Origin of the sequence: Leptospira saintgironsiae (assembly GCF_002811765.1) — a bacterium.
Taxonomy (GTDB): Bacteria; Spirochaetota; Leptospiria; order Leptospirales; family Leptospiraceae; genus Leptospira_B; species Leptospira_B saintgironsiae.
Genome location: NZ_NPDR01000001.1, coordinates 880,433 through 905,052, shown reverse-complemented (window position 1 = coordinate 905,052; position 24,620 = coordinate 880,433). Strand labels below are relative to the sequence as shown.

The following is a 24,620-nucleotide window of genomic DNA, read 5'->3' as shown; positions in this document are numbered from 1 at the left end:
CGGCTATTTAAGTATATTAGGTTTTTGCACTGAATGGAATGGGAAATTGTAAATTCTAAGGCTGTTACTCCTCAAGGGGTAATGGAAAATGCAACTATCCGTATCAAAGACGGAAGGATCTCTTCTATTTCTGCCGGGATCCCGAAAGACGTTCTGCCTATTCGTATCAATCTAAGAGGGAATTTCGTTTATCCAGGACTGATTAACGCTCATGATCATCTACTCGGGACTTATCTTCCTAAGGTTGGAACAAACCGTCCTTATTTGAATTGGCTCCCTTGGGATAATGATCTCAAATCTTCTGTAGTATATGCAGAAAGACAACAGCTCGAGCCTGAGCAGCTTTATTTATTAGGCGCTTATAAAAATCTGATTAGCGGTGTGACTTCCGTTTTGGATCATATCCCCCACTTCGTCCAAAAACCATTTCTGGATAAATCTCCAGTTCGTATCCTAGAACGTTTTACTCTTTCTCATAGTATCTGTTCTTATTCGCTTGGCTGGGGAGATGGTCCTCAGATAGAATATGCAAGAGCGAAAGAAGGGAATCTTCCCTTCGTAACCCATATCTCCGAAGGATTCGACGAAGAATCCAAAAACGCAGTAAGAGAATTAAATTCTCTTGGTTGTTTGGGAGAAAACACAGTACTCGTTCATGGGATCGCTTTCGATTCAGAAGATATCAAGACAGTTTCTAAAACAAAGGCAAACTTGGTCTGGTGTCCTGAGTCCAATTTGTTTATGTTCGGCAAAACGGCTCCAATCCAGGAAATCCTGGAAGCAGGGATCAACGTGAGTTTAGGTACGGATTCTCCAATGTCTGGGTCCGTAAATATTTTCCAAGAGATCAAATCGGCTCGGGAATTTTTTGCCAAAGAATATGGAAAAGAATTGGATCCTAAAATTGTTTTTAAGATGGTCACTGAAAATCCTGCAAAGGCTCTTCGGGTAGAGAACGATCTTGGCAAATTGGAAATCGGAAAAAAGGCGGATCTTTTAGTTCTTTCTTCCGAAAAAGAAGACGCTTACCAAACACTTTGCACTGCGGATCTTAAGTCCGTTCGTTTGGTGGTGAAGGATGGGAAACCTTCCTATGGCGACCTTTCTTTGAAAGATTTTTTTGATGAAACTGGTGTGACAGGGCGCGAAATTAAGATCGCCGGAACCGATAAATACCTTGCAGGAGACCCCCTAGGGTTGCTAGAATCGGTCACCCGGGCCCTTGGTTACAAAAAGGATTTGGCATTTTTTCCTGTCGGGTGAGATTTAGAGAAGAAGGTAACGGTCTTGGCTGGGCCCATAATCCGAACTTATAAAGGCGGTTCTATTATTTACTTCGAGAAAGATCGATCGGAGGATATCTATGTCCTCAGACAAGGTCGAGTCGTTCTCACGTATACCGCGATCGATTCCGGTTACGAAGTAAAAGAAGATGTACGACTGGGAGAATTTTTCGGAGTCAAATCCGCACTCGGAAAGTATCCTAGGGAAGAAACCGCTCAGGTCGTAGGCGGAGCAACCGTCTTAGTTTTCAAACTTTCAGACTTCGAAACATTCGTAGCAGAAAAAACTCATCTCATCTTAAAGATGATGAAGGTATTCTCCAGCCAATTGCGACTTGTTCACAAAAAATTGAGAGAGATCTTGGGTCAGGCAGAAGCTAGAAACCCTGCATTCGAACTCATGAACGTTGCCGAAGTATTTTATAAGAACAATAACTTCGAACATGCTGCCTACGGATTCGGAAAATATCTGGAACATTATCCTAGCGGCCCTTATGCAGGAAGAGCAACTGAGCTGCAAGACCTAGCTAGAAAGGGAACCCCTTACCCGATCAATATGCCTCCTCTAGTTTATGATGCTGCTTCTACCAGAGCACCTATGTCCCAGGAAAATCTGCAGAACATTATGAAGCCTGCTGCAGAGAAAACGAATCTGGGCGCCGGAACTGATAACACGATTACTTCTCTTTATAACCGGGCTCATACGTTCTTGAATGTAGGAAAATTTGAAGAAGCAGCCGGAATCTTCAAAGATCTGATGGTCCGTACGGATTTCAAATACGATAGCGAGAAGAAGCTTGTGGACAATGCACTTTTCCAAATGGGAGTTTGTTTCCTAAAGCTGAACAATTTGGAAACAGCGAGCAATACCTTCTCCGCTTATATTAAAAAGCATCCATCCGGAGAATCAGTAAAAGAGTCTTTATTTCATTTGGCAGAGATCGCGGAACAACAAGGAGATCGTCAGAGAGCAGGAATGTTATTCGGCAAGGTAGCATTACTTCCTCCAGAAAGAGACAGTCTCTCCCAGAAGGCTCGCCAAAAAGCCAAGGAGCTCAGCACCTAAATGGATTTAATGCTCGAGTCGATGTTCTCAAAGTTCGGAAAAACTTTCGAACCAAACCAGATCATATTCTGCGAAAACGAACCTGGAAACGATTTCTTTTTGATCCAAGCCGGAAAGGTAAAGATCACTAAAACTGTAGGGAATTCGATCAAAACCTTAGATATCTTAGAACAAGGAGATATCTTTGGAGAGATGGCGATCTTGGAAGAACAACCGAGAAGTGCGACCGCAATCGCAATCTCAGAAGTGAAAGTACTTAACTTCAATAGAGCAAACTTCGAACTATTGATGACCAAGAACCCTACACTTGCACTTAAGATCCTCACAATCTTCTCCGTCAGAATTTACGACGCGAAACGAAGATTGCTTATCCTATTGCTGGATGATATCATCGGAAAAGTGGCCGACGTATTCTTAATGTTGTATGAAAAGATGCATACACATACTGAATTCAAAGAGGTCGTGCTCAACGTTACTGTAGAAGACGTGGCAGATTGGTGTGCTCAACCTGTGGGAGAAGTCCAGAAGGTTGTGAACCAATTTGCTAAAAGCGGTAAAATCGAGATATACTCCGATAAAATCGTAATTCACAATATTAACGACTTCCAGAGAATAGTCTCCCAGAAGCGTAAACCTTCTTAACCGAATATACGCGCTCTAAAGATAAAGGTCCCGTAGCTCAGGTGGACAGAGCAGAAGTTTCCTAAACTTTTGGTCGGAGGTTCGAATCCTCTCGGGGCCACCATCAAACCATGGCAGATTCCCAAGACAACGTTCTGAACCTACTCAAGAAATCGGAAGAATTTCTAAAAAAGAAAAACATAGCTTCCGCAAGATTGGACGCGGAGATATTACTCGCTGATCTACTCAAAATCCCAAGAGTTAAACTTTATATAGATTTCGAAAGACCACTTTCCGTCCCCGAAAAAGACGAATACAGGGAACGGATCGTCCAAAGATCTAAATTCAGACCTACAGCTTATATCATAGGGAAGAAGGCATTCTTCGATTCAGAATTCCATGTAAACGAGTCAGTGCTTATACCAAGACCGGAAACAGAGGAATTAGTCGCCTGGGTATTAGAAGAATATCCCAATAAAGAAAACATTTTAGAAGTATTGGACCTCTGCTCAGGAAGTGGATGTATAGGGATTAGCCTAGCCAAAGCCAGAAAAGAATGGAAGGTCTCTTTCACAGATGCTTCTGAATCTGCTTTAGAGATTAACAAAAAGAATATTCAAGAAATTTTAAATACAGAAAAAAGTTTCGAACTTTATCATGGAGATTTATTTTCTCCTATTCCAGACGAAACCAAATTCGATCTAATCGTTTCTAATCCTCCGTATATCCCTGAAGCAGATAAACCGACGATCATGCCGGATGTTATAGATTACGAACCTCATCTTGCGTTATTCGTTTCTGATTTCCAAGGATTTCATACAAAAATCCTGACAGAAGCAAAAACAAAACTAAAACCAGAAGGCAGATTATATCTGGAAACTCATCCAAGGTATTCTACTTGGTTAAAAGAAACTGCATTATCTCTCGGATACTCTGAGGCAGATCTGAAAAAGGATCTTTCTGGCAGAGATAGTTTTGTTAGATTAAAGGTCTAACGGCCGCCTACTTGTTTTGCAAAAATCTGGTTCTCGCAGCATTACTGTCGCCTTCTACTCTGAAATCGCTTTCAACTGATTCCCCGGATCAAAGATCGTACATTCTATCCCTTTCGTTTTCATAACTGGTTGTAGGAATAACTCGTCCTCGCTTAGAGTCCAGGCTTTGCGGATTTTCAATTTATCTAACGCCATTTCATAATGGTTGCCGATCGTTACTCCCGTTTTACGCATTTGTATTTTTAAGATCGCAAGTATGACCTCTTTCCCATCCAGTCCAGGAGTAAAACATTGGGCCGTAACACGATTCAATATTTCTTCATCTTTTTGAGGAATATCCAGAGTGATTGCATGCAAGATTCTCCATTCTATCAGATTTTCTGAGATCTGGTTTTTCCTTTCTAAAAATGCGAAAATATGTTTTGGGTCGGCCTCGTAAATATTTAAGAACAATTCCTGGTTTATGAAATGAGTACGAATTAGTTTGAGAGATTGGATCCGATGATGATAAACAAGTCCTGTATACGAATTAGAACCTGGAGGTAAAAAGTCCGGATGTTTAAAACTTAAGTATCCTCCGAAAACCCATCCTTCTCCATCTTCACTTTTAATCTTGTACCAATAGTTTTCAAATCCATCTATATGAGCCAATCTTTGGTCCTTCTCCAGGATCTTTACTTCTCCTTTATATGGAACTGTTCCCATCCTTTCAGAAGAAAGTTTTGGAGCAGAGCGTATCCTAAGTCCGGCTCCGTTATTTACATATGCAGATTGGTAATTAGAAAAACATCCCAACAAGAATGTAATGTAAAATGCTACAATGAAGTATTTTAAAAATCTAATCATGAGGCACACGGATTAGATATACACTTTTAGAGTCATATCGTCTAACAAAAAACAGACGATATCAAGCCCGTACATAAAAATGGGGTCGGCAAATTACCGACCCCGAAGCTAGTTTCGACTCGTATTGGGGAAGAATTAAATCGCTGAGCTTCCTCTTTCTCCAGTGCGGATACGGATCACGTCTTCGAGAGGAAGAATTAAAATTTTTCCGTCTCCGATCTTTCCGTCACCAGTTTTGGCAGCTTTCAAGATTGCATCAACGGTTGGTTTAACGAACTCGTCGTTTACCGCGATTTCCAATCTTACTTTTCTTAGAAGGTTTACTTGGTATTCGTGTCCACGAAATACTTCAGTTTTACCTTTTTGCTGCCCGTAGCCTTGCACGTCGCTTACGGTAAGTCTATAAATTTCATTTTTAGTAAGCTCCGCTTTAACCTCTTCCAGTTTATGAGGCTGGATAATTGCTACGATTAATTTCATATGCTCTCCTTTACTTAATGTATAAATTCAAAAGGTTATATAATATAACCTTTTTCTCCGTGAATCTCGGAATCGAGTCCAGCAATCTCTTTCTCTTCGGAAATCCTGAATCCGATTGTTTTCTCGATGATAAACACTAAGATTAAGGATACAACGATAGAGTAAGCACCAGTAGCTACAACGCTGATGATTTGAACGATAATCTGATCTCCGCGAGTAACTCCCTCAGGGATATAATTCGCAAGTGCAAATACACCTGTAAGGATCGCTCCGATAGCTCCACCAACGCCATGAATTCCGAAAGCGTCTAAAGAGTCATCGTAACCGAGTTTACCTTTCAGTAGGATAGCACCGTAACAGATTGGGGAAACAAGCGCTCCCATAATCAATGCGCCACTAGCGTCCACGAAACCTGCAGCAGGAGTGATCACTACCAGACCTGCAACGATCCCGGAAGCCGCTCCAAGAGCAGTAGCTTTTTTAGTATGAAGATATTCGATCAATAACCAAACAGCACCTGCAGTTGCTGGAGCAACCAAAGTTACAACGAAAGCTCTTGCAGCCTGACCATTAGCAGCAAGACCGGAACCTGCGTTAAATCCAAACCATCCGAACCATAGGAATCCTGCACCGATCAGAGTGTAGGTCAAGTTGTTCGGAGCGATAAGTGCCGCGCCTTCTCCTTTGCGTTTTCCTAGTACGATTGCTGCTGCTAAGCCTGCAATACCCGAAATCAAGTGAACTACTGTTCCACCTGCGAAATCCAGAGCAGTCTTTTTGAAAAGCCAACCGTTACCGGACCATACCCAGTGTGCGACTGGATCATAAACTAAAGTAGACCATGCGAGAATGAATACGATATAACCGGAAAGTTTCACTCTTTCTGCGATCGCACCGGAAATTAGAGCCGGAGTGATTAACGCAAACATTCCTTGGAATAGGAAGTGAATGTATTTCGGGATCGTTAGTTCAAGAGAGTCATCTGTAATTCCGTTTAACAGAGCTAATTGGAAGTCTCCGTAAAACGGACTTTCTCCCGAGAAAGCGAAGCTATAGCCGAAAAGAGTCCACTGAATAGTAAGAACTAAGATCGCAACAAAGCTGTGCATCATTGTAGAAAGAACGTTCTTTGATCTTACGATACCGCCGTAGAACAGCGCGAGTCCTGGGATCATGAAGAACACGAAAGTGGAAGCCACAATCATCCATGCGGTATCCCCTTTATCCAAAGTAGGGGCAGCAGGTGCGGCTGGTGCTGGTGTAGCGTCTTGACCCCAGATCAGTACTGGAGCGATTAAGATCAAGAGCGCGATAAGTTTTTGGGCAATTTTCATTTTCTCAAATCTCATCTCGAAAATATGTTTAATCCAAATAATGCAAGAAGAGTACCTGAGTTAAAAATTAGTTCAAAAAATGATTAAAAAAACAGAATAGGAATCGTAGAGGCCTGAAACGAGGTTTTTACTCGGAAAAAGTACCCAAATTTTTACCTTCGGCAGATTTTTCCCTAGTTTAGGGAGAAAGATCCCAGGTTCAGCCTAGCAGTTTGCGTACTTATTAGGCAGATTTTTGGGATCTGCCAATAAAACAAAATTTTAGAAGAGAAAACTATACTTAGGTATCATTCTCCCGGAAGAAGTTTACATCCGGAAGATGGCATAAGAAGGTTCTATACCTTTAGGAGAAAGGTCGGAATACAGTGCTAAACCTAAAGCTTCTCTAGTACGGGCAGGGTCCAGGACCCCATCGTCCCAAAGTCTTGCAGTAGAATAGATACAGGAAGAACGATTATCATAATCTTCTAATATAGGTCTCTTGAACTCTGCCTGTTCTGCTTCGGAAAGAGATTTCCCTTCCCTCTCCAATTGTTCCTGCTTCACTGTGAGTAGAACATTTGCTGCTTGTTCTCCTCCCATCACAGAAATTTTAGCGTTTGGCCACATCCATAAGAATCTTGGTCCGAATGCACGGCCGCACATTCCATAATTTCCAGCTCCATAAGAACCACCGATGACCACAGTATATTTTGGAACTACAGAAGTAGAGACTGCGTTTACCATCTTGGCACCGTCTTTTGCGATACCTGAGTTCTCATACTTCTTCCCTACCATAAAACCTGTGATGTTTTGTAAGAAGAGTAAAGGGATCTCTCTTTGGTTACAAAGCTGGATGAAATGAGCCGCTTTCAAAGAACTTTCAGAAAACAGAACTCCGTTGTTCGCAATAATTCCTACAGTCTTTCCGTAGATATTTGCGAAACCCGTAACGATCGTAGTTCCATAATATTTTTTGAATTCTTGGAATCTGGAGCCATCCACAACTCTTGCGATAACTTCTCTCACATCATATGGTTTACGGATATCTTTTTGGATGATGCCGTAAATTTCCTCAGGAGGATAAAGAGGTTCTTCGTAAGCGATCTGCTCTTCTAATTTTTTGGCTCTCGCTCCCAAACTAGAAACGATATGTCTAGCGATCTCGAGTGCATGTGGATCATTCTCTGCATAATGATCAGTAACTCCTGAGATCCTACAGTGAACATCAGCACCACCCAATTCTTCTGGAGTAACAATCTCGCCAGTTGCTGCTTTTACAAGAGGAGGCCCACCGAGGAAGATAGTACCATTTCCTTTTACAATTACAGATTCATCTGACATCGCAGGAATGTATGCACCACCTGCAGTACAACTTCCCATTACGACTGAGATCTGAGGGATTCCCACTCTAGAAAGATTTGCTTGGTTATAAAAGATCCTACCGAAATGCCATTTATCAGGGAATACATCATCCTGCATCGGAAGGAATGCTCCACCTGAATCCACAAGATAAACGCAAGGAAGACGATTTTCTAATGCAATCTCTTGTGCACGAATATGTTTTTTGACAGTGAGTGGATAATAAGTCCCACCTTTGACTGTGGCGTCATTTGCAACGATCACACAAGGAGTTCCTGAAATTTTACCAATCCCAGTAACAATACCTGCAGAAGGAACATCGTCCGCATAGACCTTCTCCCCAGCCAATGCGGAGAATTCTAAGAAAGGAGTATTTGGATCTATCAGACCTTGTATCCTTTCTCTTGCAGTGAGCTTTCCTCTGCTCTTATGTTTCTGGATGGATTTTTCTCCTCCGCCTTGTCCGGCTTTTTGGAGAAGTTTACGTAAATCCGCGACCTTTTCTGAAAGGTCTTTGAAATTCTCTTTGTATTCAGGGGAAGACGTACTAATACGCGATTCCAAAACTTCCATGGAGCCTCCGGTCCTTTTTTATTTCCGGACCTTGGTTTCGTATAAAATTCTAATAAGTTCTGATTCGGAATGAGAAAGTTCTCTATTCCTTCTTGCCATGATCTTGCGCGAATCGCGAAGGAATAGATCTAAGATATAAGGTTGTCCATCCGCCCAAATAAACGGAGGAAGATATCCGCTCGCCTTGGAAGAAACCACATTACATCCAAAGTCTATCACAGTTCCTGTGTTCAACATCACCCCAATACCTATCTTGGAAAAATCCCCAATGATAGAACCGAATTTGATAGAACCAGTCGTGATCTCGGTATTTTCTTCTCTGATCTTGACTACACCATAATTGTTCTTTAGATCTGAGGTAGTAGATAATGCACCAAGGTTGACCCAACTTCCTATAACAGAATGTCCTAAGAACCCTTCATGATGTTTATTCGTAAAATCTAATATAATACTATCGCCTACTTCTCCGCCTATCCTGCAAACATTCCCTATAGAAGTATTTCCAGTGATTCGAGCATTGTCCACATGAGTGCCTTGGCCAATGTATAAGGGACCTTCTAAAAAGCTGAAAGAGGTTACTTTCGCATCCTTATCTATGATCACAGGTCCAGAAGTTACATCTATTACCACACCTGGATAAATTTTAGCAGAAGGATGGATATGAACGTGTTTAGATTTTCCTACTACTTGGAAATCACCGGACTTTACCTTGAGCTTGCGGGCCCATTTGCGTAGGTCCTTATGATTTTCCAAGTCCTGGTCTATGTTTTTGCCCACAGACTCCAAGGATTTCCAAGGTAGAAATTCCTCAGGACGGATGATTAGATCTACATCCTTACCATCGTACTCAGTGATCTTAGGATTTCTTTCGAAGAATGTTTTCTCGAATGCAGGACTTGAGTGAGAATACAGTATCTTAGAATCAGGATACTGCTCTCTTAAACGTTGCAGTGGGGTCAAAACCCCGTCTCGAATCTCGGAGAAAGATCGAATTCTGGTTAATGCTCCCAAACCGGGAGGAGTTTCCCTCTCATCGATCCAAATTCTCTGAATTCTGCCCACGCTCACTACTCCACTGTGACGGACTTTGCTAGGTTTCTAGGTTGGTCCGGAGGACAACCCCTAGCCACGGCAGAATAATAGGCCAGAAGTTGGAGAGGAAGAACATTCAGTATCGGACTTAAAATTTCCGGACATTCCGGAACTTCAAAACAATAGTCTGAAAGCTCTTTTGCCTCTTTGTCCCCTTCGGTTACGATGGAGATCATGATCCCGTTCCGCGCCTTGATTTCCTGGATATTGGAAAGCATTTTGGTATAGATTTCAGATTTGGTCGCTATACATACTACTGGCACCTCATTTGTGATGAGTGCGATCGGTCCGTGTTTGAATTCCCCACCTGCATAGCCGGAAGCGTGGATATAAGAGACCTCTTTTAATTTTAAGGCTCCTTCTAACGCGACCGGATGGTTGTAGGTCCTACCTAAGAATACAAAATCTTTGGTTTTAGTAAAATCCGCCGCCCATGTTTCCAGGATATGAGCCTGGGACAAAATTCTTTCCATTTTGCCAGGTAGAAGCCTAATCTCTTCTATCAGGGTCTTTAGCTCTTCGTCGGAAACGATCCATTTTAAACGGGCTACGTATAATGAAAAAAGAAGAAGGTTGATTACCTGCGCAGTGAATGCCTTTGTACTCGCGACCCCAATCTCAGGACCAGCATCCGTTCTGATGAATGAATCTGATTCTCTTGCAATCGTTGAGTTCACATTATTCACCAAAGAAAGAACTTTGATAAACTTTGCTTTCGCTTCTAAAAGAGAAGCAAGAGTATCCGCAGTTTCTCCTGACTGAGAAATTCCTACGATAAGAGTATCACCTTCTACCACAGGGTTTCTATAACGGAACTCCGAAGAAGTTTCCGTATCAGTTTGGATTTTTGCGAAATTTTCCAGATAATGTTTTCCAAGCATACCTGCATAATAGCTGGTTCCAGCTGCTTGGATGATGATACGATTTACCTTGGACATCATCTCTCTGGAAATTGTACTTTCAGGAAATTCGATCTCTCCACTTTCTCCGATACGAGATTGGATGATCCTACGGAAGATCCCAGGTTGTTCGTGGATCTCCTTGATCATATAATGAGGATAACCACCTTTGTCGACATCTTCGAATTTAATATCTTGTGCTTTAAATTCGAATTCCTTTTCGGAACCGTCGAATCCGAAAATCTTACATTCGGTTTTTGAAAAGTATCCCCATTCTTTGGAGTTAATATAATAAACTTCTCTACAGTTCCTAGTTAAAGGAGAAATATCAGAAGCAAGATAGTATTCTTCTTTTCCTCTTCCTAAAAGTAAAGGTGCACCGTCTTGTGCGAAATACACTCTGCCCGGCTCGTTATCGAATACGACTGCGATTGCCCATTTACCATGAACTCTATTAAATAATTCTAAAAAAGCATCCTTATTGGATAAGCCTCTTTTTCTGCTCTCCGCCAAAAGATTAGGAAGAACTTCCGTATCCGTCATACTATGGAATACGAAACCTTTTTGTTTAAGCTCTTGTTTTAGTTCGGAATAATTTTCTATAATTCCGTTATGCACTACTGCTACAGTAGATTTGGAATCAGTATGAGGGTGAGCGTTGATCTGATTTGGTTCTCCGTGGGTTGCCCAACGAGTGTGACCAATTCCAACATTACCTCGGATCGGATGTTCCTTTAGGTAATTCTCCAGATCCTTAATTTTGCCTTTCTGTTTGCGGACTTGGATCTCCCCTCTATCCAGCACAGCGATCCCGGCAGAATCGTATCCACGATACTCCAAACCGATGAGCCCTACTATGAGTACGGATTCTACGTTCTTATCGCCAGCGTATCCTACGATTCCACACATATATTATGAATTCTCCATGATCTTTCCGGCTTTATTTAAAAGGGATTCCAGATCCTTTTTGGTTCTGGCTTCTCCAATCAACCGGAGGATCGGCTCGGTATTCGAAGGTCGAATATGTATCCAAGAGTCCTGATTTGCTAAACGTAAACCATCTCTCGAATCTTCTTTATATTCGGAGAAGGCGCTGCGAAACTTAGAATAAATCTGCTCCGTCTTCTGACCCGCGATCTTGTAGGCGATCTTGCGCATATGGACCGCAGGAAGACTACCTATCACAGTTTCAGCATCTTCCCCCTTTAGGGCAAGCAGATTCAGTATATGAGCCACCCCGGAAAGAGAGTCTCTTCCAAAAGAAGGAATCGCCGGATCGATCACTCCTCCGTTCCCTTCTCCGCCAAAAACGGATTTACGGTGTATCATTTCTGCCACAACGTTTGCTTCTCCCACCTTAGATCGATAAGTCGGAATTCCAACAGTATCTGCGACCCAATCATTCACAAAACTTGTGGAGAGGTTCACGGTGATGGATGCCTTCTTCGGAAGAGAATTAGAAGTAAGGTAGGACATAAAACTGAGAGGAAGAGTTAATTCTTCTGAGATCGCTCCTTTTTTAGGAGATAAAACTACAAGTCTGTCCGCATCAGGATCTAAAGCAAATCCGATGTCAGCCTTGGATTTTTTGATCAGACGAGAAGATTGTTTGAGTGCTTCAGGTGTAGGCTCAGGTGGACGAGGAAATGTTCCATCAGGAGTACAATGCTGTAGAATGACCTTACAACCCAAGCGACTTAACAATTCCGGTAAAACGAAGCTTCCGCCACCGTTAACTGCATCCAGAAATACCGTAAATTTTTTACGTTTGATCGCAGATACATTCACTCTGGCCAAAACAGAGTCGATATGAGCCTGGATCCTGTCGGTTCCATCTTCGACATCCGTATTCGGTTTAAATTGAAAAGGTTTATAATCTTCTTTTCGGATCAGATCTAAAAGACCTTCTAAGTCTTGTGCGTTTGTAAAAAAACCACCAGGTCCGATAAACTTAAATGCATTCCAGATTACTGGATTATGAGAAGCGGAGATCATGATCCCGCCAGCAGCTCCTGACTGAGCCACCACTGCTTTAACAGTAGGAGTAGGAACAATCCCCAAGCGGATGACTTTTTTGCCCATTGCGAGCATGATTCCGATCGCGATATTTTCTATATAAGCGCCGCTCGGACGAGAATCTCTTCCGATGACTACGGTAGTACCTTTGAGCCTGGACCCAAAAGCCATAAGTGAATGGAAAATTACGTCGGGACTTAATCCGGTGGGAATGATTCCCCGGATTCCGGACACTGAAACCATCAAATCCGGGTGTTGGAAGACCGGTTTTTGAGGATTTAGAGCCATGATTCCGAGGAATGTTTTTTAAATTGGGATGAGAACATGGGCGATGACAGGATCGAACTGCCGACATCCTCCTTGTAAGGGAGGCGCTCTCCCAGCTGAGCTAATCGCCCGTTATGAAAACGGTTATTATGCGGTTGCAGCCTGATTGATACGCAATGCCATCCGACTCTTTTTGCGGTCTGCATTTTTAGAGTGGATCAGGTTGGTTTTCGCAGCTTTGTCCAGAAGAGAAGAATATTGTCCGAACAAAGAATTTAAGGAGTCTTTCTCTCCGTCTTGGAGCGCTTTAAGGATCTTTTTAGCTTGGGTCCTAAGGCGATTCCTGTTTTGAGAATTCGCCGCATTTCTGCGTTTCGTTCTACGGATATCTTTTTCTGAAGATTTAATATTCGCCAAGGATCTCTACTTCCTATTCAGGGATTGAGCCCAGATTTTCGTACCCAGGCAGCCTGTCAACGAGCTTTTACTTCTTTTGTTCGAATGGATGGGCGACTCGCTCGCTTTGCGAGCGATCACGCTCTCCGCTTCAATCCGCTACGCGGGATTTTCGCTACGATCGTTGTCGCGTAAAGATCCGCCCAAGTCTCGGCGGATAAGAAGAAGGACCATTGTCCTCACTGATGCCGACTTCGAATTTGTAGATAGCGTTATCTGCTCTTAAGTTCCCTGAGTAATAGTTGTTTTCTTTTGTAATAATCTCGTTGTAGAAATTCCAACTTCATCTTCAGGACCTGCGTAAATTCCTCATCTACCTTAAACGAGGTATGTCTGAAATAAATTTCCTAAACTCGGGTCCGAAAAAATTTTTTGCTTTGCTTGTACTTATTTTTATCTTATTTTTTTAAATTAGTAGATAGGAAATTAATTATCCGTCCTATAGGAAGATCCAAGGACGCCTCGCATGATATCCAGACAAGCACAAGACTATATCATCGTGAACTCGATTGACGAGATCGATCCTAATAAACTTTCTTTGGCTCAATTGGGAACCAAGTATTTGGACAGGAACGGAAATCGTTATGCTGTTCGTTTTAATAAAGATAGTAGAAAGGCAGAGATCATTCGTATCACTCTTCAAAAAGCGTCCGAAGCAGAAGCGAATAAACCTAAACTAGGTAGAGTTAATCCTAAGGCTAGTTCCAATCCGTTAGATCTACAGAAATTATCTAATCTTCTTAAAAGTACAAAACATCCAAGTGCTGACTGGATTGAAAACCTGGCCGAAAAAACAAAAAATACTAAGCCAAGCTCTGCAAATTCAGAAAAGCCCGCTTATACCCCTAATTCCCAAAAAGAATTAGACATCACTCCTTCAGAAGGTCCGGACCTAACTGCAAGAATGAATTCTGTCCAAAATGATATATTCGATCTTTCCAAAGTAGATCTAAATATCTCAGATGCAGGACTTTCTTCTAACGCAGGAAAAGAAGATATTCCTGTTTTTATAGAAAACATAGAAGCAGGCTCTAACAGAGAAACGAAATATATCGAAGATAGCGTTCAACAATTTCAGAAGATCAAGGATAGGATCGAATCCGTACTGAATAATATTCGAAATTCTAAAATTTTCGAAGCAACCGGAGATCCTTCTGAAAACAAAAACATGGTAGGGAACCTGGCAAGAGAATTTGATATAGAGTTCTTCCAAAAGTTGGATAAGATATTAAATTATCATAAAGAGCTGACTTCTTATCCTAGATCCGTCACCTACTATGTGGCAAAGTACGAGTCACATCGTAAGCAGGCATTGCAGTCCAAAACTTCTGATCAAGAAAAATTAAAATTAGTGATCCGTTGGGAAATGCAGGAACTTCTATTAGATCTGACCAGAAAAGTCAAAAAAATGGTCCTGAATGCCTTAAATGTCCTGAATACTAAAAACGAAAATCACCTAAAACAAGTAGCCTATAACCAACAACAGATGTATAAGGATGCCAGAAGCGCCCTATTATATTGTTCGGAAGATATAGGAGGACTACTTATCTCCTTGCAAAAATGGGCCGATAGCGAAGGATAGAAACCTTTTGCATGGCACTTAGCGATCAAGAGATAAAAACAATCGTAGAAAAACTCCGAACCGAATACCGGGAAGGGGCCAAACAAAGTCCGAAAGTTTTCGATGCCAAAGGTTTCGAAGATCGTTATATCCAAACCCTAAAACATAGGGGAAACCTGGACAATTTCCTGAAAGACGAAGTAGACTTTCTGGAAAAGATCAAAACTAAACATAAAGAACTTACAGAAAGAAGGAACGCCTCTAAGGGAGAAACGATCAATCGTATCCTGGACGAACAAGAGGAAAAACTTTCCAAATACCAAAGGGTGGATTTCCATCCATTAGCCAGACCGGAAATGAGATACTTCTACGGTGCTATGACTACATTTGCAGATACCGACCTTCCTGTTCTAATTCATATATTCAGAGGGACTCCTGAATATTCTGCCTTCCAAGATAGTATCTCTATGATTGAAAGGGTTGGTGTCACTAAAAGAGGGATGCCTTCTCTTCGTATCTCTGAACATATTAAGGCATTATTAGATGCGAATGGAAATCAATCCGCAATGGAAAGGGATTCCCAGAACATTCTTAAAGAAGTATGTATCGCGCTCGCAGCACTCAGAAAAACCGCATTGGAATGTGTGGAGAAAAACAGGGTCAGCGACAGAATGACCGTACAAGTCAGCGATAGAGACTATCCGAAAGCTTCGGAAGCGTATAAGAATTTACTTTTCGGCATCGCATTAGAAAAAATAATCGTTAAAGCCGAAAATATCATCCGGGATTTCCGGATGAGCGACTTAGTCGGTCTGGACGCTAAATGAAACTTTCCATTGTAATTCCCTGTTATAACGAAAAACAGACCATCAAAAATATTTTAGAAACCGTAAAGAAGGTCCCATATAAGGATAAAGAAATCATCCTTGTGGACGATTTTTCCACGGACGGAACGAGGGAACTCCTACAGACCGCTCCTTTTAAGAAGTTGGTGGACCAACTCATATTCCACGAGAAAAACCAGGGAAAAGGTGCTGCACTCCGCACAGGATTCAAAGCTGCCAAAGGTGATATAGTCATCGTACAAGACGCGGACCTGGAATATGATCCGTTTGAAATTCCAGATGTGATCGATCCGATCTACAAAGGAAAAGCTGATGTAGTTTTCGGAAGTAGATTCATGGGTGGAAGACCTCATCGAGTCGTTTACTACTGGCATAGTCTCGGAAATCTATTCTTAACCACTCTGTCCAATATGTTCACGAACATTAATTTGACTGATATGGAAACTTGTTACAAAGCATTCCGTAGAGAAGTGATCCAAGGAATCGATATTAAAGAGAATCGTTTCGGATTCGAACCTGAGATCACTGCAAAAATTGCAAAGATCCCAGACATTCGTGTTTACGAAGTAGGGATCTCTTATTACGGACGCACTTACGCAGAAGGTAAAAAGATAGGTTGGAAAGACGGATTTAGAGCCATCTACTGTATCCTAAGATACAATCTATTTTCTTAATATAGTTTTCTGTTCTTTGGGAATTTCGTATTCTCGATATTCCCAAAGACCTTTCGTTTTTACTTCTCCCTCTTTCCAAGCATGACTGAATAATTCCAGCCAAACAGGACGGATCGCCGCCTCTGTTAATACTTTCATTCTGTATTTATGCATTAGAATATTATTCGATTCAGGAAGTTTTGCTGCATATTCCACCACTGCGTCTGAATAAGAAATAAACCCCACCTTTTCCCCAGGATGTTTTTTAGAAAGGAAAGCCACTATAGTATCCATTCCCTGTGCAGAAGTTTCATTATGAATACATAATACTCTTTTTTGGAAATAAGAAGGCCCGATAGATCCGCAAAGAACGTCATCCAAGAATAGTAGACTGGAGGCTTGGGAGTCTTTGTAAATAGAACGGATCGCTTTGATCTCTTTGGAACTTCTTTGGTAATTCACAAATCCCGCCAAGGTCATTCCGAAAGAATAAATTACTAAAACGGAAAACGCTAAGTTTTTGCCCGATTTCCCAAGTTTTAATTCCAAAACTTCAGTTACTTCTTTCAAAACCAAAACAAATGGTATCAATGCAAGCCCGACATATCTTGGTCCCCAATTGGAAACTCCATCGTTTGGAGCAAGGAATGCGATCAATATGATAAACACATAAGCGCTAATCGCTAAATGATAGAAAGAAGAGCTTATCTTTCCATCTTTGAACTTTTTAACAAAGAAATATAGAAGAGGAAGAAGTATCGGTAAATATACCAAAAGTCCTGGCATGGAGTAAGTTCCAATCAGGATTGTGAATGCTCTAGAAAGAACTGTTCCTTGGTCTTCTCCAGTATTAAAATTTTGGAAATATCTAGGTCCGATTGGATGTTGGTAATCCAATGTATGGAATAAGAAAAGTAGAAGTACTACTGCAGAAAATGAAACGGAGAACCAAAAAGATTTTTTCCACCAATCTTTTCCGAAAGCGACCCAACCTGCCGCCCAGAAGACTACAAAAAAAATCAGAACTTCTAATCTTAACCAAACTCCGAGTCCTAGAGCAATTCCTCCGATTAGTTTATTTAAAATTTTATCTTCTGTTTTATAAAAGAAAGTGAGTCCGAGTAATTCTAAAAGAAGAAGAGGAGGATGTTCCGAAAGTTCGGGTCCCATCAAAAAGATATATGTTCCGAAAAAAGTAAATACGAGCCAGAACCAGGAAAGTTCCCAGGACCTTCTCAAAATAAAAGCGGAGATAAGATTGAATACTCCCATCAAAATAGAAACGACAGGAACCCAACCAAATACTAAAAAAGGTGCGATTAGAAGTGTAAGAAAGATCGGATATTGACCGATCATCCTGTCTCCAATCTGGAAAACCATTGGAGCTTTCCAAAGAAAATAACTGTAAGTTGGATCCAGATCTAAGGAAGGATAGATGAGATTTTCGGTGCTGAAACCGGACTGAAACATGGAATAGGCTTGGTGGTATTTCAAAAACTGATCTGAAAAAAGTGCCTCCCAAGGTTTTAGTAAAATTAGTATCGCGAAATAAATTACGCTAAATAGAAAGAATCCTTTTGAAATTCCAGTTGTTTTCATCGAAGGCAATCATCCCCTACCCCCTAATTTATGAAACGAATTCTTGCCGGTACAAACACCTGCCTTTTCAGTTTTTCGAAATAAATTTTATATTTTTACTTGTAATTTCGATAATTACACCGGGAGATCAGTCTAAAACCCAAACATTCTCAAAGGAGAAAATCACTCGTGAAAACGAAACTTTATCTGGTCCCTAGCCTTCTGGTGCTTTTAACTTTCGGTAGTCTTCAAGCAGGAAATTTCAAATTAGATAACGCTCATACAGGCGTTGGCTTCAAAATCAAACACCTTACCATTTCTAACGTATCCGGAAGTTTTAAAGACTTCAGCGGAAAATTCTCTTACGACGAAGCTACCGGTACTCTTACTGATCTAGATGTAACCATCAAAGCAGCTTCTATTCACACTAACGATGAAAAAAGAGACGGACACCTAAAAGGAAAAGATTTCTTCAACGTTGAAGATCACCCTGCTCTTACTTTCAAAGCCAAAAAAGCGACTGTTAAAAAAGGCGGAGTTGCAAAGATCCAAGGAGAATTAACTATTAAAGGAGTGACTAAACCAGTTACTTTAGATGTTAAATTTTCCGGTTCTGCAAAAGACCCGTGGGGAAACACTCACCTAGGTTTCGAAGCAGAAACTAAAATCAAAAGAGCTGATTTCGATATCGCTTGGAACAAACCTTTAGAAAAAGGCGGACTTTTGATCGGAGAAGAAGTTTCTATCCGTATCGAAGGCGAAGCACTTCCAGAATAATTCACATTATTCAATCGGGGCTTTCGAAAAGAAGGTCCCGATATTTCAGATCTTTTCCCTTCTTTTCTTTTTCCTCTGTAACCATCTAATCAATCCAACGAAATAAAAACAGATCGAATGATTTAAATCCGATCTATATTAATTCGTCTGGAGAAACGAAAACATGAACGATCTGACTAAAAGTATGATCATTGGTGCCGCTCTAACCGGCTTATTTGCTACCGGAGTTATGGCGGAAAAGAAAGAAGCAAAAAAGGAAGAACCTAAGGGAGAATGCCACGGGATTAATTCTTGTAAAGGAACCGGAGACTGTGGAGGAAAAGGACATAGCTGTGCTGGAAAAAATTCCTGCAAAGGAGAAGGTTGGATCTCTCTTACTAAAAAAGAATGTGATTTTAAGAAGGGTACATTCAAGAGTTAACTTGAATTATCAAACCGTTCCTGGTCATCCCCGAGAGGAATTCTGAAATGGATCCGAGTCCTTTCGGGGGATTTCCCGCAATTTCCAAAGACTCTAAAATAGTTTTTCCTTCCTGCAAACTTTTACCAAAAGTCCACTCCCATTCGTCTAGTTCCGATACGAATAAGTCAGATCCTTTTTTTCCCATGATAAGATATTGTTTTCTTTCATTTAAAAATTCAGGGAGTTTCTCCTGATCTTCAGTTTTCCAAAGATCATAAACTAGATAAGAATATTCTAAAAATAAGATAGAAGAATGAAAACTGATCTTTAGGTCTTCTGTTTCTCCTTGGGACAATCCGTTTTGCAAGCTTGAACCTTCATTTTTAGGAAGATGAAATATCTTAAAAACTTTAAGTTCAAAATCTGAGATTTCACTCAGCAAAGTATGTTCTGAAAAATTCTTTCTTAAGAAGTCGGGGAATCTTTCCCCATAATCAGATAAATTATAAGAATGAGATGAGTACTGCTTTATGAAACTTTTTGCTGTTTCGAAAAAGTCATCGTCTCCTAGGATTTTCCAGACAGTTTCATATTTTTCTCCCAGAGCATCTGTAAATCTAGCACTATATGCATTCTGATAGACTGCAATTGCAGAATCAGTTTCCAGTTTTCCGCCAGGCAGTATATAATCTGACAATAGCAGACCTTCTTCTTTTCCTAAAAGTATACTTGAAAAAATTTTCCTGAATTCTTCTGGGTTCATATTATTAGAGATTCCAGTATAAATTTTGCTTTCAGTGCTTCTTCTTCCATTTCGGGAAAACTTGGAATATCTTCGTCCCATTCTAGCAGGATTGGAATTCCACGGATCTTATCTGAAAAAGAAGAGAATAGATCCCAGACTTCTTTTGATACAGGTTTGGAATGAGTATCGAATAAAAATTCTCCAGTATCTGTATGTCCCGCAAGATGGATTTGCCCCACGTTCTCCCAAGGAATAGAGGATAAATATTCAACTGCGGAAAATCCGTGATTGATAGAATTTACATATATATTATTAATATCTAATAAGATCCCACATCCACTTCTTTTAGAAAGAAGAGAGATAAATTCCCATTCAGTCATTTCACTTTGGGGAAAACTCAAATATGTAGAAACATTTTCTAGTAAGATCTTTCTTCCTAAAATTTCTTGGACCTGCTGAGCTCTTTCTATCGCAAATTCTAAAAATTCTTTTGTGAATGGAAAAGGAAGAAGATCATGCAGATAATTTCCGGACTGTTCTGTCCAGCAAAGATGATCCGAAACTAAAAATGGATCAATTCGCCCAATAAGCTCTTTCCATTTTTCTATATATTTTTTATCAGGAAAACTTCCGCCTAAAATGGATAATGAAACTCCATGTAAAGCCACAGGAAAATTTTTGCGAACAGATTCTAACATCTCCAAAGGACGACCTTGGGTATCCATATAATTTTCAGTAATTGCTTCGAACCAAGAAATTTTGACAGCCTCACCCTTTCTTAAATAAGGATAATGTTCTTTTCTTAAGCCTACTCCAATGGAAGACATATTTTCTCCAATGTAACCTATTTCGATTCGATCCGAAGAAGGATACATGAACAAGTCGTATTTTTTACCGATCTTAATTTTACTTCTTTTGGACTGCGGAAGTCGACAAGTTGTGGATCCAATCTTTAAAGAGGATGGGAAAACCGCGATCCATGGTTACGATCCGGTCTCTTATTTTACCGAATCCAAACCTACAGAAGGAAATCCTAAATTCAGTTATCGTTGGAAAGGAGCTGATTGGAGATTTTCTTCCGCAAAAAATCTGGAAACTTTTAAAAAATCCCCGGAGAACTTTGCTCCTCAGTACGGAGGATATTGTGCTTATGCAATGAGAGATGGAGAAACTTATGAAACAAATCCTAAGGCTTGGAAAATTGTCTCTGGAAAATTATATTTAAACTACAACGAAAAGGTCCACGGTTTTTGGGAAAGAGATGTGCCTGGAAATATTATAAAAGCGGATAATCAGTGGAAGGTTTTACCTAGAAAGGAATCAAATCCTTAATTAACGATCTTTCATTACTAAATAATTATATGAAGCGATGATCTTTTGTGTCATTTCCAATCCATTCTTATTTACGTCAGGATGGTATTTCTTGATCATCTCTTTATATTTATTTTTTAATTCTGCTTTTGAATAATCTTCGGAGAGTCCTAAAAATTCGCGATGTTCTCTTGTTTCCGCATCTTCATCTTCGTAAAACGATTTCGAAGAAAATTTTTTACGGAAGTTTGATTTTTTCTTTTTAGTCTTTTCTTTCTCTTCTTCTCTGAATCTTCCGAAAATTTCGTAATAAGCTCTGTCTCTATATTCTGAAGTGATTTGTCGGATCGGAAATAATTTTGTATTTAAGATCTGAAAGAAATAATTTCTTAAGAATACGTCGGCTCCGTGATCTCCTGAAAAACCTTTTCTTTCTAAAAATTCGGTGATCCCGTTATCCACTAATCTTTGTACATCGAATTTATCGTCGAAGTATGAATCGAATGCATCTTCGAATTTTTTGGTAGAAGATATAAGTAAGAGTAGAAGTTCCTTGTCCAGATCATGTCTTTCTAATTTGGAAAGAACGATCTCTTTCAGAAAGGCACGGAATTCGTCCAGATAAGTGTCATCAAAATGCACTCCGCCCTTTGCAAACTCGTAGGCGAGACCTTCGATTTTTAGGACCTTCTCCAATAATAAAATGAGAAGATCCGCATTATCTTGGGTGAATCCTTGGGAACCTTTGGAAGAATATTCCCTTTCTCCACGGAGAGTATATAGGAGCTTAAAATAATCCTCTCGTCGGATTTCTAAAATTTCGATCAGTTTTTCGGAGGAAATAAACCACTCACAATCATTGGTCCCGGACTGTAATTCAAAGATTACGTCTTCTAAGGATGATTTGACCTGATCGAAACTACGGGCGTTCAAAGCGAGAACCTATACTTAGACCCTCCGGCCTTACCTGAGTTTGTCTATTCATTTTCCCGATAAAAAAGATTTGATCCGGACCGCATAAAACGAGATTTTTCCCACATGTTACCCCTTCTCGCGGTTTTCGGTTGTTTCACTCTTTATTTTTTAGGTTATAAGTTTTACTCGGGATTTTTATCCAAGTCCATCTTCCAACTCAAAGACACTGTGGGTGATACCCCGGCTCATAAGTTCAATGACGGTGTGGATTATCTTCCCACAAAACCTGCAGTCCTATTCGGACACCATTATGCTTCCATCGCTGGACTCGCTCCTATCTTAGGACCAGCAGTTGCAGTGATTTGGGGATGGTTGCCAGCAATGCTTTGGGTGGTATTTGGAGGAATTTTTATCGGTTGTGTTCATGATTTCGGAGCAATTGTAGTTTCAGTCCGCAACCAAGGAAAATCAATCGGGCAAGTTGCTCAGGATCTTTTAGGACCAAGGGCGAGAAGTTTATTTCATGCGATCATTTTTTTCTTAGTCGCATTGGCAATGGGTGTTTTCGTGATCGTTCTTGCGGAAATGTTCTCTGCTGATCCTAAATTAAAACAGGCGCCAGTTACTCCTCCTCCACAAATTGAACAAACACAAACTACTCCTAGTATCAAAGACCATGTGCATCCTTCAGAGGTTAGAGTAGAAACCCCTTCTTCTCCAATTAAACTCAGAAGTCATTTCCCAGAAGCGGTAATTCCTACTGCGGGGATCATGGTGTTTGCAGTTTTAGTAGGATGGCTTCATTATAAAAAGGGAATGAAGCTTGGACCTCTTACATTTGCATCAGTGGCACTCACCTTGGTAGTAATGGTTCTTGGAATGAACGATTCTATCTTAACCTGGACAGGCTTGAACGATATAGATAAATCTCCTGGTGTTCCAATCTGGAAAATTATACTTCTCGCATATGCTTTCTTGGCGTCCGTAACTCCAGTCTGGCTACTTCTCCAAAGTAGAGACTATATCAATTCGTTCTTATTATATCTGGGAATCATCGCAATTTATTTCGGTTTTGTGAAAGGAAGTATCTTCGGAGAATTTTCTTCTTTTAACGCGGAAGCGATCCGAACAGAAAAAGTAGATATGGATATCATTCCATTTGTGTTCATCACGATTGCATGCGGAGCAGTTTCTGGGTTCCATGCCTTGGTAAGTTCAGGAACTACCGCAAAACAATTAGACAGAGAAGTTGATGCAAGAGTGATCGGATACGGCGGAATGATCGGTGAATCTCTTTTAGGCCTTACATCAGTTGTTGCCTGCACGATCGGATTTGCATCTGCAGGAGAATGGTCTTCTTTTTATAAATCCTGGTCTGGTATCCAAGGTTTAGCACCTTCAGTAGGAGCTTATATCTATGGAACTGGAAGATTTATCTCTCAACTTGGTTTTGACGAAGGTTTTGCGCAAGGTTTTATTGCCCTTGTAGTAGTAAGTTTCGCTTTGACCTCATTGGATTCTGCAACCAGATTATTAAGATATAATATAGAAGAGATTGCAGAAAGTTTCGGATCAGAAACGATCAGAAAAACTTTAGGAAATCGTTATGTTTCCAGTATTATTGCATGTGTAGCAATCGGATTTTTTGCATTCTTACAGATTGATCAAGGAGGCAAAAAGACCACAGCGGGGCTCGCACTTTGGAAACTATTCGGGACCACAAACCAGCTTCTTGCAGGACTTGCTTTGCTTGTAATCACGATCTATCTATTGTATTCTAAGAAAAAGACCTGGATCAGTTTTATACCTATGATATTCGTATTAGGTGCTACACTGTGGGCAATGGTTATTAACTTCTACGATTTCTTATTCTCCAAATCGCCTAGTTATTTACTCGCGACAGTCGGAGGAGTTTTGATTTTTCTAACCGTTTGGTTATTATTAGAAGCGATCCTGGCTTGGAGAAGGTTTTCTAAAGCATGAAATTTTGCAGTGTTTGCGGCTTTGAAGTAGTCCAAAAAATCCCGGAAGGAGACAGCCTCACAAGACATGTTTGTGAGAACTGCGGGACCATACATTACCAAAATCCAAAGGTAATCGTTGGTACCATTCCTATCTGGGAAGGAAAAATACTTCTCTGCAAACGTGCGATTGAACCAAGAAAGGGATATTGGACCTTACCCGCTGGATTTTTAGAAAATAGAGAAACAGTAGAAGAGGGAGCCGCGAGAGAAACTTCGGAAGAAGCAAACGCAAAGATCGATATCGTTCGCCTTCATTCCGTATATAGCATTCCTCATATCAGCCAAGTTTATATGTTCTTTCTTGCAAACTTAATCGACGGAATCTTTTCAGAAAGCCCCGAATCGGAAGAAGTAAAACTATTTTCTCTGGAAGAAATCCCTTGGGAAGAGATCGCATTTGCTTCGGTCACATTTGCATTAAAACGTTATACTGAAAAACCTGGAATATCCTCCGACGCTGTAACTCATATGGGTTCTATCCGCAATAGAAAACTAGAGGATAAAACATAAGTGCATTTTTTCTCGGAAGGAATTTCCTA

Annotated in this window: 24 protein-coding genes and 2 tRNA genes; 13 read left to right on the top strand and 13 right to left on the bottom strand. The window is 40.6% G+C overall.

From position 1 onward, the window contains the following. Positions 1-33 precede the first annotated feature (33 nt). The 5 genes from CH362_RS04215 to prmC all read left to right on the top strand — a co-directional run bounded on the left by CH362_RS04215 (position 34) and on the right by prmC (position 3,965). Positions 34-1,263 (top strand): amidohydrolase family protein, encoded by a 1,230-nt coding sequence (locus tag CH362_RS04215; RefSeq protein ID WP_100709057.1) that lies wholly within the window; start codon positions 34-36, stop codon positions 1,261-1,263. Between the two features lie 24 nt (positions 1,264-1,287). Continuing rightward, positions 1,288-2,349, top strand: coding sequence for a cyclic nucleotide-binding domain-containing protein (locus CH362_RS04210; RefSeq protein WP_100709056.1), 1,062 nt, complete (start codon positions 1,288-1,290; stop codon positions 2,347-2,349). Further along, entirely contained in the window at positions 2,350-2,991 is a 642-nt protein-coding gene (locus CH362_RS04205) for a Crp/Fnr family transcriptional regulator (RefSeq protein WP_008594423.1), read from the top strand. A gap of 26 nt (positions 2,992-3,017) precedes the next feature. After that, a tRNA-Arg gene (locus CH362_RS04200) sits at positions 3,018-3,094 on the top strand. Positions 3,095-3,101: 7 nt separating this feature from the next. After that, entirely contained in the window at positions 3,102-3,965 is an 864-nt protein-coding gene (prmC, locus tag CH362_RS04195) for a peptide chain release factor N(5)-glutamine methyltransferase (RefSeq protein ID WP_100709055.1), read from the top strand. Positions 3,966-4,019: 54 nt separating this feature from the next. Here the strand turns inward: prmC and CH362_RS04190 are convergent, their stop codons facing one another. The 9 genes from CH362_RS04190 to rpsT all read right to left on the bottom strand — a co-directional run bounded on the left by CH362_RS04190 (position 4,020) and on the right by rpsT (position 13,230). Then, positions 4,020-4,811 (bottom strand): SH3 domain-containing protein, encoded by a 792-nt coding sequence (locus CH362_RS04190; protein WP_100709054.1) that lies wholly within the window; start codon positions 4,809-4,811, stop codon positions 4,020-4,022. Positions 4,812-4,946: 135 nt separating this feature from the next. Then, positions 4,947-5,291: a P-II family nitrogen regulator gene (locus tag CH362_RS04185; RefSeq protein ID WP_008595143.1), complete on the bottom strand. Its 345-nt coding sequence runs from the start codon at positions 5,289-5,291 to the stop codon at positions 4,947-4,949. 35 nt (positions 5,292-5,326) lie between these two features. Next, positions 5,327-6,625, bottom strand: coding sequence for an ammonium transporter (locus CH362_RS04180; RefSeq protein WP_100709053.1), 1,299 nt, complete (start codon positions 6,623-6,625; stop codon positions 5,327-5,329). 306 nt (positions 6,626-6,931) lie between these two features. Beyond that, positions 6,932-8,539, bottom strand: coding sequence for a carboxyl transferase domain-containing protein (locus tag CH362_RS04175; RefSeq protein ID WP_100709052.1), 1,608 nt, complete (start codon positions 8,537-8,539; stop codon positions 6,932-6,934). Between the two features lie 18 nt (positions 8,540-8,557). Next, on the bottom strand, positions 8,558-9,601 hold the full coding sequence (locus tag CH362_RS04170; protein WP_100709051.1) for a GlmU family protein: 1,044 nt from the start codon (positions 9,599-9,601) through the stop codon (positions 8,558-8,560). A 5-nt stretch (positions 9,602-9,606) separates the two neighbouring features. Continuing rightward, the gene (gene glmS, locus CH362_RS04165; RefSeq protein ID WP_100709050.1) at positions 9,607-11,439 is read right to left on the bottom strand and encodes a glutamine--fructose-6-phosphate transaminase (isomerizing); all 1,833 of its coding nucleotides are present in this window, start codon (positions 11,437-11,439) and stop codon (positions 9,607-9,609) included. Positions 11,440-11,442: 3 nt separating this feature from the next. After that, positions 11,443-12,834, bottom strand: a complete 1,392-nt coding sequence (gene glmM / locus CH362_RS04160; protein WP_100709049.1) for a phosphoglucosamine mutase — start codon at positions 12,832-12,834, stop codon at positions 11,443-11,445. Positions 12,835-12,871: 37 nt separating this feature from the next. Continuing rightward, positions 12,872-12,944, bottom strand: a tRNA-Val gene (locus CH362_RS04155). A gap of 16 nt (positions 12,945-12,960) precedes the next feature. Beyond that, positions 12,961-13,230, bottom strand: a complete 270-nt coding sequence (gene rpsT / locus CH362_RS04150) for a 30S ribosomal protein S20 (protein WP_100709048.1) — start codon at positions 13,228-13,230, stop codon at positions 12,961-12,963. A 505-nt stretch (positions 13,231-13,735) separates the two neighbouring features. On the opposite strand from rpsT, the gene CH362_RS04140 reads away from it, so the two are divergent. From CH362_RS04140 to CH362_RS04130, 3 genes are read left to right on the top strand one after another with little or no spacing between them, the layout of a single operon-like run. Continuing rightward, a complete protein-coding gene (locus CH362_RS04140) occupies positions 13,736-14,851 on the top strand; it encodes an LIC_10450 family protein (protein WP_100709047.1) in 1,116 nt (371 codons plus the stop codon). Between the two features lie 11 nt (positions 14,852-14,862). Further along, positions 14,863-15,657, top strand: coding sequence for a hypothetical protein (locus tag CH362_RS04135; RefSeq protein WP_100709046.1), 795 nt, complete (start codon positions 14,863-14,865; stop codon positions 15,655-15,657). Next, positions 15,654-16,349: a glycosyltransferase family 2 protein gene (locus CH362_RS04130; protein ID WP_100709045.1), complete on the top strand. Its 696-nt coding sequence runs from the start codon at positions 15,654-15,656 to the stop codon at positions 16,347-16,349. The genes CH362_RS04135 and CH362_RS04130 overlap by 4 nt, the downstream gene beginning before the upstream one ends. On the opposite strand, the gene CH362_RS04125 is transcribed toward CH362_RS04130, so the two are convergent. Then, positions 16,338-17,927 (bottom strand): LA_3751/LA_3752 family putative glycosyltransferase, encoded by a 1,590-nt coding sequence (locus CH362_RS04125; RefSeq protein WP_100709044.1) that lies wholly within the window; start codon positions 17,925-17,927, stop codon positions 16,338-16,340. The genes CH362_RS04130 and CH362_RS04125 overlap by 12 nt on opposite strands. Positions 17,928-18,095: 168 nt before the next feature. On the opposite strand from CH362_RS04125, the gene CH362_RS04120 reads away from it, so the two are divergent. Together CH362_RS04120 and bufA2 are read left to right on the top strand one after the other, a co-directional pair. Then, complete coding sequence (locus CH362_RS04120) at positions 18,096-18,683, top strand: YceI family protein (protein ID WP_100709043.1); 588 nt, start codon at positions 18,096-18,098, stop codon at positions 18,681-18,683. Positions 18,684-18,846: 163 nt separating this feature from the next. After that, entirely contained in the window at positions 18,847-19,104 is a 258-nt protein-coding gene (gene bufA2 / locus CH362_RS04115; RefSeq protein WP_100709042.1) for a BufA2 family periplasmic bufferin-type metallophore, read from the top strand. Here the strand turns inward: bufA2 and CH362_RS04110 are convergent. Together CH362_RS04110 and bufB are read right to left on the bottom strand one after the other, a co-directional pair. After that, the gene (locus tag CH362_RS04110; RefSeq protein WP_100709041.1) at positions 19,094-19,849 is read right to left on the bottom strand and encodes an HvfC/BufC N-terminal domain-containing protein; all 756 of its coding nucleotides are present in this window, start codon (positions 19,847-19,849) and stop codon (positions 19,094-19,096) included. The two genes, bufA2 and CH362_RS04110, sit on opposite strands and share 11 nt — an antisense overlap. After that, positions 19,846-20,658 carry an MNIO family bufferin maturase gene (bufB, locus tag CH362_RS04105; protein ID WP_100709274.1) on the bottom strand — a complete coding sequence of 271 codons (813 nt, stop codon included), beginning with the start codon at positions 20,656-20,658 and terminating at the stop codon, positions 19,846-19,848. The genes CH362_RS04110 and bufB overlap by 4 nt, the downstream gene beginning before the upstream one ends. Positions 20,659-20,704: 46 nt before the next feature. On the opposite strand from bufB, the gene CH362_RS04100 reads away from it, so the two are divergent. Further along, positions 20,705-21,163 (top strand): YHS domain-containing (seleno)protein, encoded by a 459-nt coding sequence (locus tag CH362_RS04100; protein ID WP_100709040.1) that lies wholly within the window; start codon positions 20,705-20,707, stop codon positions 21,161-21,163. Here CH362_RS04100 and CH362_RS04095 read toward each other — a convergent pair whose 3' ends face one another. Next, a complete protein-coding gene (locus CH362_RS04095) occupies positions 21,164-22,075 on the bottom strand; it encodes a DnaJ domain-containing protein (protein ID WP_100709039.1) in 912 nt (303 codons plus the stop codon). Between the two features lie 105 nt (positions 22,076-22,180). On the opposite strand from CH362_RS04095, the gene CH362_RS04090 reads away from it, so the two are divergent. Together CH362_RS04090 and CH362_RS04085 are read left to right on the top strand one after the other, a co-directional pair. Continuing rightward, on the top strand, positions 22,181-24,040 hold the full coding sequence (locus CH362_RS04090; protein ID WP_100709038.1) for a carbon starvation CstA family protein: 1,860 nt from the start codon (positions 22,181-22,183) through the stop codon (positions 24,038-24,040). After that, entirely contained in the window at positions 24,037-24,591 is a 555-nt protein-coding gene (locus CH362_RS04085) for an NUDIX hydrolase (RefSeq protein WP_100709037.1), read from the top strand. The genes CH362_RS04090 and CH362_RS04085 overlap by 4 nt, the downstream gene beginning before the upstream one ends. Positions 24,592-24,620: the final 29 nt, after the last annotated feature.